At 34.7% G+C, this 13,986-nt stretch carries 12 protein-coding genes and 1 pseudogene; 4 read left to right on the plus strand and 9 right to left on the minus strand.

Annotated features, from left to right (window positions below; translation table 11 throughout):
* From Q0992_RS09195 to Q0992_RS09205, 3 genes and pseudogenes are all read left to right on the plus strand, one after another.
* Positions 1-799, plus strand: a pseudogene (locus tag Q0992_RS09195) (hypothetical protein); the annotation flags it as partial.
* A 184-nt stretch (positions 800-983) separates the two neighbouring features.
* Positions 984-1,619 (plus strand): peroxiredoxin-like family protein, encoded by a 636-nt coding sequence (locus tag Q0992_RS09200; RefSeq protein ID WP_299522839.1) that lies wholly within the window; start codon positions 984-986, stop codon positions 1,617-1,619.
* Between the two features lie 35 nt (positions 1,620-1,654).
* Entirely contained in the window at positions 1,655-2,341 is a 687-nt protein-coding gene (locus tag Q0992_RS09205; protein WP_299522842.1) for a peptidoglycan DD-metalloendopeptidase family protein, read from the plus strand.
* 86 nt (positions 2,342-2,427) lie between these two features.
* On the opposite strand, the gene Q0992_RS09210 is transcribed toward Q0992_RS09205, so the two are convergent.
* The 3 genes from Q0992_RS09210 to Q0992_RS09220 all read right to left on the minus strand — a co-directional run bounded on the left by Q0992_RS09210 (position 2,428) and on the right by Q0992_RS09220 (position 4,158).
* On the minus strand, positions 2,428-2,712 hold the full coding sequence (locus Q0992_RS09210; RefSeq protein WP_367277954.1) for a hypothetical protein: 285 nt from the start codon (positions 2,710-2,712) through the stop codon (positions 2,428-2,430).
* Positions 2,713-2,935: 223 nt separating this feature from the next.
* On the minus strand, positions 2,936-3,544 hold the full coding sequence (locus Q0992_RS09215) for a porin family protein (RefSeq protein WP_299522845.1): 609 nt from the start codon (positions 3,542-3,544) through the stop codon (positions 2,936-2,938).
* Between the two features lie 65 nt (positions 3,545-3,609).
* Positions 3,610-4,158, minus strand: a complete 549-nt coding sequence (locus tag Q0992_RS09220; protein ID WP_299522848.1) for a hypothetical protein — start codon at positions 4,156-4,158, stop codon at positions 3,610-3,612.
* A 215-nt stretch (positions 4,159-4,373) separates the two neighbouring features.
* On the opposite strand from Q0992_RS09220, the gene Q0992_RS09225 reads away from it, so the two are divergent.
* Positions 4,374-4,796 (plus strand): DoxX family protein, encoded by a 423-nt coding sequence (locus tag Q0992_RS09225; protein WP_299522851.1) that lies wholly within the window; start codon positions 4,374-4,376, stop codon positions 4,794-4,796.
* Positions 4,797-4,831: 35 nt separating this feature from the next.
* Here the strand turns inward: Q0992_RS09225 and Q0992_RS09230 are convergent, their stop codons facing one another.
* The 6 genes from Q0992_RS09230 to secA all read right to left on the minus strand — a co-directional run bounded on the left by Q0992_RS09230 (position 4,832) and on the right by secA (position 13,796).
* Positions 4,832-7,576 (minus strand): T9SS type A sorting domain-containing protein, encoded by a 2,745-nt coding sequence (locus tag Q0992_RS09230; RefSeq protein WP_299522854.1) that lies wholly within the window; start codon positions 7,574-7,576, stop codon positions 4,832-4,834.
* A gap of 148 nt (positions 7,577-7,724) precedes the next feature.
* On the minus strand, positions 7,725-8,321 hold the full coding sequence (locus tag Q0992_RS09235; RefSeq protein ID WP_299522856.1) for a hypothetical protein: 597 nt from the start codon (positions 8,319-8,321) through the stop codon (positions 7,725-7,727).
* 46 nt (positions 8,322-8,367) lie between these two features.
* Positions 8,368-8,946: a hypothetical protein gene (locus Q0992_RS09240; RefSeq protein WP_299522859.1), complete on the minus strand. Its 579-nt coding sequence runs from the start codon at positions 8,944-8,946 to the stop codon at positions 8,368-8,370.
* A gap of 66 nt (positions 8,947-9,012) precedes the next feature.
* Complete coding sequence (locus Q0992_RS09245; protein ID WP_299522862.1) at positions 9,013-9,555, minus strand: hypothetical protein; 543 nt, start codon at positions 9,553-9,555, stop codon at positions 9,013-9,015.
* 27 nt (positions 9,556-9,582) lie between these two features.
* Positions 9,583-10,233, minus strand: coding sequence for a hypothetical protein (locus Q0992_RS09250; protein ID WP_299522865.1), 651 nt, complete (start codon positions 10,231-10,233; stop codon positions 9,583-9,585).
* 206 nt (positions 10,234-10,439) lie between these two features.
* Positions 10,440-13,796 (minus strand): preprotein translocase subunit SecA, encoded by a 3,357-nt coding sequence (gene secA / locus Q0992_RS09255; RefSeq protein ID WP_299522867.1) that lies wholly within the window; start codon positions 13,794-13,796, stop codon positions 10,440-10,442.
* Positions 13,797-13,986: the final 190 nt, after the last annotated feature.

Here is a 13,986-nt window from a genome sequence, read left to right on the forward strand (position 1 = left end):
AGAAGCAGGTAAACTAGAAAGAGATGCCAGACGCTTAGAAATAATGGCAAAACGAGAAGCAAAAATGGCAGAGCGAGAAGCGAGAATGGTACAGCGTAATGCACGACGTGAAAGCGAAATTGAACAGCGCAGAGCCGAAATGGAACTTAGAAGAAAAGCAATGTCCGAGCGTCGTTGGTCTGACGAATTTGCCAGAGGCTATGAAGCTGGTAAAAATACTAAGGCTAAAAAAGTAATTAAGATTAAAATCCCTAAGAAAGCGAAACTTAAAACCAACATAAGACATGGTGAACTAAAATTATCTTCAGTGATCTATAACTTAAGCGGAGATATATCACATGCCTTTTTAGTAGCAGATAACATTGATGGAAGTGATACTTCCATCAATGTATCTTATTCGCCTGTGGTGATTAATACCTGGAATTTAGGAACACTTAATCTCAACTACGTAGATAAAGCACAGATTAAGAATGCCAACAATTTGGTGTTAAACGCTAAGTCGTCTAATATTAATATCGAGAAGTTGGAGGATACGGGAATCATAGATGGCAGTTTTGGTGATCTTACGATTTCTAATCTTTCAGAGTCCTTTAAGAATCTAAATTTGATTCTTGAAAATAGCGATGCACTAATTAATTTACCTCAAAATGTAAATTACAATATGTACTTTAAAGGTGAGCGTTCTAAGTTCAACAATAAGTCAACATCCCAAAAAACCATTAGAAATTATCCTGAAGGACAAAGTTCTAACAAGAATATTATTGTAAATGCTAAATATAGCAGCGTTGTTATGAATTAATCCCTTTAAATATGTTTTTTATTTAAAGGGTACTTTCTTTATTTTTCTTTCCGTTTTCCATCAAAATAGATTCTTATTTTAATGGAAATTTTATTTTTAAGCTAATTTTAACTCTAAGCATTTGTTAATCCTGTAAGGTTTAAAGGTCACGCTAGACCTACAAACTTTAACTTAATTAACAATTATGAATCTTACAGAACAATTGCAGGCTTATGCTAACCAAAGCAAATCCAAATTACCGCAAACATCATTAGAGACCATGCAGTCCGCTATAGATGATTTAGTAGCATCATCAATTTTGGACTCCGCTTTAAGAACTGGAAATAAGGTGCCAGAAATTAGTTTGCCAAACGCAACAGGTAGTACCATAAATTTAAATGACATATTAGAAAATAACAGGGTGGTACTTACGTTTTATAGAGGAGGATGGTGTCCTTATTGTAATTTAGAATTAAGAGCTTTTCAAGAGGTATTGCCACAAATAGAAGCTAAAGGAGCTAAACTAATTGCAATTAGCCCAGAAACACCAGATAACTCATTAACCACTTCGGAGAAGAACAACTTGTCTTTCGAAGTACTTTCTGACCGTAATAATTTAGTAGCTAAATCTTTAGGTTTGGTATTTCAGTTGCCAAGATCCCTTCAAGAATTGTATAAAACGTTCGGAATTGACCTCGATCAAAATCAAGATAATACAGAGCAAGAATTACCAATTGCGGCAACTTATATTATTGAACAGGATGGTACGATTTCTTACGACTATTTAGAAGAAGATTATAAATTAAGAGCTGATCCTTCCGAAGTTTTGACTGCGCTTTAAGCAGATTTTATATTTTTATTACAAAATTGTGATATATGTCACTCTCAAATTTTGAACAGCTTTTGCAATCTTATAAGGGACACCCATTAATTGCATCTTCAATACCTTATAATGATTATGTGTCGCTAGATTTATCAGTTGATAATCCAGAATTAAACAGCGTTGATGTGTCCAGCTCTAAAGACTTAGAAATTTTTATTTGGAATCATATCTCCAAATACGATGCTAAGGTAGCCTTTGGTGGCTATTTAGAACAACGAGGTATTTACAATCGTAGTGATTATTTTAATCAAGAAAATCCTGAAGAAGAACGGAATATACATCTAGGTTTAGATATATGGATTGATGCCGAAACACCTATTTATATACCTATGGATGGTGTAATACATAGCTTTAAGAACAACACCAATTTTGGAGATTATGGGCCAACCATTATTTTAAAACATAACATACAAGATTTCGGATTTTATACACTTTATGGCCACTTAAGTCTAAAATCTATTGATGGTTTAGAAGTTGGTATAGAAGTAGAGAAGGGACAGCAAATAGCGACTTTAGGAACAGCAGAAGTCAATGGTGATTATCCACCACACTTACATTTTCAGATTATAAAGGATATTCAAGGTTATGAAGGTGATTATCCAGGTGTAAGCAATCAACTTGATTTAGAATTTTATAAAACGAATTGTCCAGATCCTAAACTACTCATAGATTTAGTTTAAAAGCTTTTTAAAATCATCAATAGCAAACGCTTTGTTGTAATCGGCTTCGCCAATGGTACCACCGTTCGGGGAGTCGTAGTCCATGGTTATTTTCCATGCACTTTCAATCTTCTTAAACAATACATGAAATTGCCCGTAATAGGCCTGTTCTTTATCCGTGCCTTTATTGCGACGAGTTTATAAATACCGCGTTCGCTAGCCATAGTAGCACTGTATACGCGTTCGAAAAAGCGTAGTGAAATATCACTGGTTTGGCCTGTAGCTTTATTGCGCTCAAAACCCACTTTGTAATTATCGATGTATGTATCGTAGTCTAAAATACGTCTACCACCAGAAACACGAACTAGGTCTTTAGAATGAATTTCTGCCATTAATGTATAATCAAGAGTTTTAAAAGCCTTATAAAATTTAGCTCAAGTCGTATTAATGTCTTGAAAATCCTCTTTAGTTTGCGAATAGGTGATACTCAAAGAGGAGAGAGTTAAAAAGGTGATGATAAGAATATTTTTTATTATGCCATGATTAAATAAGCCTTTTAAGGTAAAAAAATCCTGATGAGAACCATCAGGATTTTTCAGATTAATAGCAAGTAGGTTATTTGGGTATGGTATAAAGGATATTTACTTGAAATGCATTTTGTCTTAAATTACCGGCATCTACGTCCTCATCATTAATATTAGTAAGATCGAACACAAATCTTAAACCAGCGGCAAGCCCTGGTACCAATGTATCTAGTTGGTATATTGCGCCTATAGCCGCACCAAGAGTTCCGGATTTATAAAACTCGCTAATATCTTCAAATCCATCACCACTGCCATCGATTTTTTGTTCTACGGACAAAAGAAAATTGTATTGTAGTCCACCTTCAACAACAAAATTGTCAACGACATCGTATTGCAATAGCACAGGAATACTAAGGTTACTTATTTTTATTTCTCCTGTGGTATCACCATTTCCAAAATCCCATTCGTTACCACCAGTGCTAAAGTTAATTTCGGGTTGAATAGCAAATTTTTCATCAAATCTGTAATTGACAAAACCACCAACATGGAATCCTATACGAGAAGAGGTAGAATAACTGTCGCTCTCAAAACTAATACCAGCAATATTTAGACCTGCTTTAGCTCCATAGTTTAAGTCTTGAGCGTTGATTGAGAAAGTAATACATAAGATAAAAGCTAAGCTTAATGTGAATTTTTTCATGATTATAGGTATTGGTTATACCTTATAATCGAAAAGTGCTTAAAATGTCATCAAAAAATAAAACATCAATCGTTAATATCAGGTAAAATATAATTACCATCATAACTTCCAGAGATAATCTGACCGTCGTTTCTTGTAAAGGTAAAGGTGAATTGTATATTAAACTGTGTGAAATTAGTAATGGTTACAGAACCCAATTGTGCATAAACATCAGATTCTGAGTCACTGTCGGAAAGCAATACATTACCATGGTTAAATTCACTATCTATGACAGAGCTGTTAATTGAAACATCATAATCATCGATTTGGTTATATGTCGTATTCTGAATACTTACATCATCAAAATCGAAATACACAAAGTTAATGTCTGTTAAGTCAGAGTTTCCTGCTAGTTCGGCTGCAGATTTATTAAATATGCTAATGCCTATTTCGCTCGACTCATTCGTTGATGTATTCTCATCATTGATTATGGCCATTGTTAAATTATAGGTCTCTCCATTAAAAGTGAATTGATTGTTGTTTTCATTTGGAATGGAACTGGTGTCATCAGAAGAACAAGCTATAACAATTATGGCTAGGAAAAGTCCTAAAGCTTGGGGCAGTTTGAGTGTCATAACAAATTAAATATAAGTAGGTTAAAGTGTAAATATAGTAAATATTTTGCCTAGTGAAGCATCTTGAGTATAGAAATTTTGGTGATGACCTCAGTCAGAAAAATAACACAAATAAATGATTTTCAAGTATTTAAACAGAAGGTAAAGTTGAAAATCCTGTCATTTCTCGTTAAAATTAAGTATCTTATAAAGGTTAAATCAATCTCTTACGTATTATGGGTTATATCAAATCACTCAATAAGTGGGCCAATGCGCACACTTATTATCCGCTCGATATGCTACGCATTGCCCTTGGTATATTTTTGTTTTATAAGGGTGTCTATTTTATGTCTAACCTCAATTTGTTAATCGATCTCATAGAGCCTGTTAAATCCGTTGCAGGTGATGTGTTGTTGGTACATTATATCGCACCTGCGCATTTTGTAGGTGGGTTTTTAATTGTTTTTGGACTGTTAACGCGTTGGGCCATCATAGCACAATTACCCATTTTAATTGGTGCAGTCATCATCAATTTTGTGGGCGAGATGAACACAGGGAATCTTATACTATCCTTATCGGTTTTGGTCATCTGTATTTTCTTTTTGTTCTATGGTTCTGGGAAGCATTCGGTAGATAAGTATCTGAAGATGCAGCAATAATAAAAAGCGATATAATGTAGCTTTATTAAATCTAATTAGTTCTTTACGATTTTTGTATTAAAGACTTCATTTGATGTAGTCAAAATACTTAGCAAATATATACCAGGTTGAAAGTTTTTAATATTGATTTTATCTTTATTAAAAACCTCTAATTTTTTGCCTGATAAATCATAAAGGCTGGTATTAGCGATAGACTTTCCGATAATCTCAACATTTAAAAAGTCAGATGTTGGGTTAGGATATATGTTAACTACAGAAGTTAAATCGTTAGGCCCAAAACCTTCTATTCCTAATATTTCATTGAAATTTCCATAATTATGAATAGTTCCTATAGACCAACTATACTCGTTAAACGTAGATATTCTATTGCCAGTTGCACCAACTAAAATGAAATTATTTTGATTATCAAATTTTGAGTACCAACGGTGCAGGGCACCATTCTGTAAAAAATAATGCTTGATTATACTACCATTTTCGTCTATTACCCTAATATTCCCATTGTTGGAACCTAGCAATATGTAATCATCGTATGTCATTAAATAGATGTTGTTTGCATTAATAGTATCACCATCGGAAACTAAGTTTAGATTATTGTCTAAAACAAGACTTTCATTATTATCCAAGAACAGGAAAATATTACTATTATTAAATTCTTTCAATCCACGTATATCATCAACGGTGTTATAATACGAGTAGTTATTTGCTAAACTTAACTTATTAATTCTTCTTTCAGGGGGATTTCTCGTGGCAAAATATAATGTACCTGAGCTATCAATAAAATAAGGAAAAATACCATAATTATTTGATAGATTTCTTGTCCATTGTTTTATGCCATTTTTGTATAAATAAATGAAATCAGGTGTGTTATTGCTGATACTTCGAAAGGTATAGAAATAGTAATCATTACCAATCGTAAAAAAGTCTAAAAATTCCTCATGACCAATTTCAATTTCATTGATTAAATTTCCAGTGGTTCTATCAAGTAAATAAAATGTACTAGCATCCTCGTATAAAAAGTAGTTCCAGCCAATTAAGATATAGTCTTCATTAGCATGAAATTTGCTTCCAACAAAAGTATCATTAATATACTCTAATATCCCGTTTGGTGAAACTTTATATAAACTATAACCAAGACCATAATGATTACCTGGTCGAGGAAGATTTAAGTATAAATTATTGTTATTATCTATGAAGAAGTCGATATCTTTACCACCATGGTTTACTAAGTTAAATATTGGGTCGGGTATGGTCAGTTCCCATAATTTTGTCAGATTAGAATCATACTTAATGATTCTTTTGTTCAAAGGTGGATCGGCACCACCTATACCTAAAAATTCAGGGCCCATTTTTTCTGTGACCAAAACAAGATAATTATTTTCATTATCTATTATGACACGTTGCTGAAACGCTTTAGAAGTTCCAATTCCAGAATAGGTGTAAGACTGAGTCACTTGTGAGGAATTAAGCTTATTTACTTTTATATCTAACTGCGTGAAGTAGTCCGAATTTGGAAACATCCTGTCATATGATGTACCTATTACAGATATGTTTTGGTCGTCTATTTTTGAAAAATCGATGAGTTCGAAATCATTAGAAGTATTAAATGAGGCAAGTTGGTTAAAATCTTCAGAAAATAATCTAATATTAGAATTGCTTGTAGTTATAAAAAACGATTCATCACTATTTTTCTTAAATCCTGTAGCTATAATGTTTTCTGAATGTGGTTGCAGTTGTAATGTGTTATTTTCATCAATTGAAGCAAAATTCAAAACGTTAGTTGAGCTGTTATTAACAATGAGAATATTTTTGTTGTTAACACTATCAATAAATGAACCTACGAGGGATAGCTCCTGTGTATTAGAGGAGGTTAGAGAATAAACTAGATTATTATTGATATCAATCTTTGTAAGATTAATTTGACCAGAATAACTATTGTCCGACGTATTATAACAATTTAAGTAGCAGTTACCATTATCGTCCACAAGGATATTTAAATTTTCTGATAAAACAACATTATTATAATAATTTTGAAACTCAGCACTGGGAACTAACAAACTTGTTATACTATTAGAATTACTAACCTTATGATAAAAGAAAGATGAATTATAATTAGAATCATATTCCCTAGTTAAAAAATAAAACTCACCATTTTTAATGGTACCCACTAAACCATCGTTAGGAATTATATGATTAAAAGACTCTATGATATTTCCTTGATTATCAATAGTTAAAAATATAAATTCATTAATATTGGTTGTGTCATATTCTCTCGGATCATATACTAAATCAATATGGCCGTTGTTTTTTAATGCGGCGTCCATGTATGCAAAGTCCCTATAGTCATTGCCATATATCCCACCCAGAGTTATGTTATACAATATGTTACCACTTTCATCAAATTTTATAACAAAAATTAAGCCATTAGAATAGGATTGATTAAAAGAACTCCTACCAATTATATACAATTGATTGCTCGAGTTAAGGAATGATTTAATCGGTACATCATAAGACAAATTAGTCGGTTGAGAAACTACTTTTTGCCATAGCACATTATAGTTTTCGTCTAATTTGGTTGTTATGATATCTGTAAAAGTAGTGTCCTTTTCAGTTGTACCAACAATCAAAGTATTATTATTTGAGTCAATATGAGAAAAATAGGAAATATCTCTGTTCGTATGGTGGTTTAAACCAAATGACTTTCCATTAATTGGTGCTAAAGCTTCCTGTGATAAAACTTGTAATGAATAGATTAGAATAGTTGACAGGAGTATCTTCTTCATAATGTAAGATTTTACACATAAATATAAAATATTCTTTGCTGAAATACAAAAGTTAACTATTTATCCACATTCAACCTAAATAACTTTATGTTTCCACTAAATCCAAATATTCTTGTAGATTTTCTTTGGTGGTTTGGTTTTGCAAGGTCTATCTTCTTAAAAATTCAGTTTCACTCCTTGATTTCAATCTATTTACTAAGGCTAGGCAAACTATCCCGACTATAATAATATATCCTAGGACAACTTTGATAACACCCAAATTAGCGATTGCAATAATTAAAGTTAGAATTCCTCTGCCCATAATCTCATACTCAGTTCCATTTTCAATTTTAACCGCAAAGTATAAAGACGCAATAAATAACAAGGTGGTAAACAAAAGTGCAAAAAACTGTGCTTTTGCATATTTAAGAGCACTAGGCAACCCAGAACTGTATTTAAATTTTGACATATCCTGTCTTAAGAAATCAAAGACTTCTTTTTTTATATTACTGTCTTTTATGACTAACTCATCTTCAGAGCCGCTTCCATAAAAAATCTTTATATAATCTTTGCCTTTTTGATTTTCAATTTGCTTGATGTAAGCATAAGGTATGCTAAATAAATTTTTTAAAAAGTCGAGATTGGTAGTATGCTCATTTAACTTTTGAAGTTCTTCTTGCTTTGGATTTCCCTTATATATACATTGATCTTTTATAAAAATCAGCTTGTTAGATTTAGATTGGCTTAGCTTCCAGAATTTTTGCATATCATTTATAGTCGAACTATTTGTAATCTAATTTTGAAGATTAGATTTAGTTCTTTTTTGCCTCCCTGTATTTTGCATATTTTTCGTAAATCACTTTTTTCTTTTCTTTACCAGGTGCAGGAAAGGCGTGAATGCAATTGGAGTTTTCATACGCCTTGTCAAAAAATTCACCACCTTTCTCTAAATCATCCATATTAAAATAAAATATTCCTGTTTGCCAGAGAATTTGGCAATGAGCCATAGTAAGATATAGTTTTTGTTCTTCAGTATTGTCTTTGTTTTCGATCCGACCTTCAATTTCTGTCTTGCCCGAGGTGAGCAGTTTTATGGCGAAATCTAGATCAATACTGTCATTATAATAGTCACTCATAAAATAAAGTGCAAACCAAAAATAATTATTTACATGTTCGTAGTCCGTTCTTTTTAAATAATCCAAAAGTATTTTCTGAAAAAGGTCACTATTATTATGTTTAAGATATAACTCTTCTAGCGCTCTAGCTTTTTTCTTACCAGAACTTTCACCAACTTCTGCTTTTAAGTTCTCTATAGATTTAAAATCATCTACTGTTAGTTCTTGGGCGTTAACCATCGTACTAAAGCAGAATAAAAGTATTATGATTTTCATTCTCATTGTTTATTTTAATTCAGATAATAAAGGTCTAATTTACAAAAGAAAAGCAGTATTTGTGATTTATTCGCATTCCTTTTGAACCATTTTATGTTTCCACTGAATCCAGTACTCTTGTAAACCTTCTTTGGTGGTTTTTAGGCTGCTAATGTTGAGTTGATGCCCTTTCATTAAAGCACCTTTAAGTTGCTTTTTCCGTTCTGCTAGGGCAGGAGCGTGGTTCCAACCACCAACATGGTCAAAGGCGGTATAACCCTCACATTTTTCACTGACCTTTTTAAACGGAATTTTTAAATAATAAACCACAGTGCCAGAACCCATACCTTCAGTAGTCATTTCTATATTGTTAAAATCGACTTTGTTGTATTTGCCTGTTCTATAAAGGTCTTTAAGTTGGTGACCAACTTTTACCGACATGGTATTAGAAAACTGATGGGCTATATCACTACCATTCACAAATTCAGGCCCTTGGTAAGTACCTTTGCAGTTATTGTCTGTGCAAATGATTTCGTTATTTTGAATGAGATTAGTGGCTACATCTTTTTTTGTGTTGGATAAAGAGACTACCAATAGACTCATTGTAAATAACAAATAGTAGTTTTTCATGAAATAGAATAGATATTCTAAGCAGCATTAATTATTCTCATTTATAGGCGAAATCATAATATGCGCCCTATGTGTCCCTGGGTTCATAATCCAAGGGTGATTAGCAGCTATAGGAACTTCGGGTAAACCTGTAGATTCTGCGGTTGCCCAGGGCATGTACACGACGTAGCGGAGTATAGCATCAGCGACTTCGGACGTTTCAGGATTATAAATGGTTTTGTCACCATAGTAAATATGTAAAGTCGCTCCAGTAGGAATTTGAAGTTCACCAGACTTCATCTCTGCTTCCCTAATAGCAAAAACCTCTCTTGCAGACTTGCCTTCTTTCCGAAGTGCTCGTCCTCGAGCCATAAAAGGTTCCAAATCTTTATGGTAACAGGCCGCATTAAACCCATCCTTTTTTGGGTCATCAGCGAGTACAATAAACTGATTGTCACCTTCACGGAGGGTGACAAAATCACCAGCCATGTTAAAACCGATAACTTTACAATTGGCCCTGCTTTCTTTGGGCACAGCCATTAATGCGGTAGCAATTAAAGCCTCATCTGAAGCTATATCTTTATACGAATCATAAGTTTTTTCGGCTACAGATTCTACTAAAGTCTCGTTTGAAGATTCTGCGTCTTCAATTTTTGTTTTGTCCGATGTATTACAGGATGCTAAAATTCCTGCAAGCATACATATTTTGATAAGTCGGTGCATAAATAAATGGAAATGTTATAGTAATGTGTACCCATTAAAAATACAAAAAATCCTAATGGTTATATCAGGATTTTCTTGTTTATATTGCCCGCTTCTCGATACATCGCAGCGCTTAGTCTGGAGCACTCGAAGTGACCACTGGTTTTCTGTTTACAGATTCCTGCCTGTGCAGGAATGACAAATTAATCATTCACCAAGACCCATTCGCCTTTATCAATCAACGGAATGGCTTGCTTGTATTTTACTTCTTTGCTTTCGCCGCTCATCACATGCTTAATCGTCACACGTTCGTTACGTCCAATTTTCGGCTGCTCTCTTACAATGGTTTCTACCACTTGAGGTTTGCGTGAAGCGCTTTGTCCTGCTGCGCGACTTTGTGCTGCACGCTCATCCATATTTGGAATTTCTTCTTTTTGGGTTTCAAGCTTTTCTTGCTTACGACGCTTCGCTTCTTGAATAGTATTAGCAGTTTCCTGAGGAATTTCCCCTTTAAATAAGAAGGAAATCACGTCTTTATTCACTTGGTCAATCATACTTTTAAAGAGTTCAAACGATTCAAACTTATAAATCAATAATGGATCTTTTTGCTCATGCACCGCTAACTGAACCGACTGCTTCAATTCGTCCATTTTACGCAAGTGCGTTTTCCACGCATCATCAACAATGGCTAAGGTGATATTCTTTTCAAAATCATTAATCAATTGCGTACCCTTCGTTTCATAAGCTTTTTCTAAATCGGTAACTACTTGTAGGTTCTTTACGCCATCCGTAAATGGCACTACAATACGCTTAAAACGATCGCGTTGCGTGTTATACACATTTTCAATCACTGGATATGCCAAGTCTGCTGCACGTTGCATCTTTTCGCGATAGTGCTTAAAGGCTTCCTTATAAATCAATCCAGCAATCTCTTGTTCTCCCATTTTAGCAAATTCTTCTTCAGAAATTGGCGAGGCCATAGAGAAGTAACGGATCAGCTCGAACTCAAAATTCTTATAATCGTTAGCTGCTTTGTTATTCATGGCGACACCTTCTGAGGTATCAAAAATCATATTGGCCAAATCCACACGAAGACGTTCACCATGAAGCGCGTTGCGACGACGTTTGTAAACCACCTCACGCTGGGCGTTCATCACATCATCATACTCTAACAGACGCTTACGCACTCCGAAGTTGTTTTCTTCCACTTTTTTCTGTGCACGTTCAATAGACTTTGATATCATAGAATGCTGAATCACTTCGCCTTCCTTAAGCCCCATACGGTCCATCATCTTAGCGATACGCTCAGAACCAAATAAACGCATTAGGTTATCTTCTAAGGACACATAGAACTGTGAACTTCCTGGATCTCCTTGACGACCAGCTCTACCTCGCAACTGTCGATCCACACGACGCGAATCGTGACGTTCGGTACCAACAATAGCTAAACCACCAGCTTCCTTAACTTCGTCACTAAGTTTAATATCAGTACCACGACCAGCCATGTTGGTTGCAATAGTCACCTGACCTGAATTACCTGCTTGTGCTACAATATCTGCTTCTTTTTTGTGCTGTTTTGCATTTAGGACATTATGTGGAATCTTACGAATGCTCAACATCTTTCCTAACAACTCGGAAATTTCAACATTGGTAGTGCCGATCAATACTGGTCGCCCAGCATTGGATAGGTCAACAACTTCGTCAATCACAGCATTGTATTTTTCGCGCTTGGTTTTGTATACTAAATCATCCCTGTCATCTCTAGCAATCGGTCGGTTGGTAGGAATTTCTACCACATCCAACTTATAGATTTCCCAGAATTCTCCTGCTTCGGTGACTGCGGTACCTGTCATACCAGACAATTTGCGGTACATTCTAAAGTAATTCTGCAACGTTACCGTCGCAAAGGTTTGTGTAGCAGCTTCGATTTTTACATTTTCCTTGGCTTCAATCGCTTGGTGTAATCCATCCGAGTAACGACGACCATCCATAATACGACCGGTTTGCTCATCAACGATCATTACCTTGTTATCCATCACCACATACTGTACATCCTTTTCAAAAAGGGCATAAGCTTTCAATAATTGATTGAGTGTATGGATACGTTCGGACTTAATGCCGAAGTCCCTAAATAGTTCTTCCTTTAGAACAGCTTCTTCTTCGGGTTCTAAACCTTTTTCTTCAATTTTCGCAATTTCAGTACCCATTTCTGGCATCACGAAGAAATTAGGGTCGTCTTTACCAGACAGATAATCAACACCTTTATCTGTCAATTCTATTTGATTATTTTTTTCATCGATAACATAATAAAGTTCTGCATCTACTTTTGGCATTTCTCTGTTGTTATCTTGCATGTAGAAGTTTTCGGTTTTTTGAAGTAATTGTTTTACACCTTCTTCACTCAAAAACTTAATTAAGGCTTTATTCTTTGGAATTCCTCTATAAACTCTTAATAATTGGAAACCACCTTCTTTGGTGTCTCCTGCTGCGATTAACTTCTTGGCTTCTGCTAAAACACCAACTAAATGCTTACGTTGAACGGCTTCAATTTGCTCAATCTTTGGTTTTAGCATATCAAATTCATGTTCATCGCCTTTTGGAATAGGACCAGAGATAATCAATGGTGTACGTGCATCGTCAATTAAAACGGAATCCACCTCATCCACAATGGCAAAGTGGTGAGGACGCTGTACTAAATCTTCTGGCGAATGCGCCATATTATCACGTAGATAATCGAAACCAAATTCATTATTGGTTCCGTAAGTGATATCCGCATTGTAAGCTTTACGACGTGCATCTGAATTTGGTGTGTGGTGATCTATACAATCCACACTTAAACCGTGAAATTCAAATATTGGAGCCATCCATGCACTATCACGTTTAGCTAGATAATCGTTAACTGTTACTAAGTGAACACCTTTTCCTGCTAAGGCGTTCAAATAAACGGGTAATGTTGCTACAAGGGTTTTACCTTCACCAGTTTGCATCTCTGCAATTTTTCCTTGGTGCATGGCAATACCACCAATTAATTGTACATCATAGTGGATCATGTCCCAAGTAATGGGCTTACCTGCCGCATCCCAAGAGTTAGACCAAATGGCCTGGTCACCGTCTAAGGTAACGTACTCTTTTGCCCCAGAGACTTCCCTGTCAAAGGTATTGGCCACTACTGAAATCTCAGTATTATGCACAAAGCGTTTTGCTGTTTCTTTAACGACAGCAAAAGCTTCTGGAAGAATATCATTTAGGACGTCTTCCGTTAGCTCGTATATTTCATCTTCAATTTTATCGGCTTGAACGTAAATCTCTTCGCGTTCGTCAATATCTTCGGTAACTTCAGCTTTGGCCAATAACTCGTTTTGCCTTTCGAGCAATGGTTTTCTAGCCTCGGCAATCTTGTCTTTAAATTCAACTGTTTTTGCTCTAAGTTCATCATGTGACAAGGCTTCAAGTGCCTCTTCAAAGCTTTTGATTTGGTTGACAACTGGTTGTATAGCACTGACGTCTTGTTTGGATTTATCTCCAACAAACACTTTTAGTACTTTATCTAATATACCCATTTTATGTTTTATATTTTATGCTGTCATTTCGAGCGTAGTCGAGAAATCTCAACTTATTTGTAAATCAGACATCTCGACTGCGCTCGATGTGACAGTGATTGTAAATTTTGTCTTTCGGATAAGTTGTCCGAAAATAAAAAAAGTCTCTCAGTTAAGATAACGCAAGAGACTTTTTTGTGATAATATTATA

This window comes from Winogradskyella sp. (genome assembly GCF_028289625.1).
Classification (GTDB): Bacteria; Bacteroidota; Bacteroidia; order Flavobacteriales; family Flavobacteriaceae; genus Winogradskyella.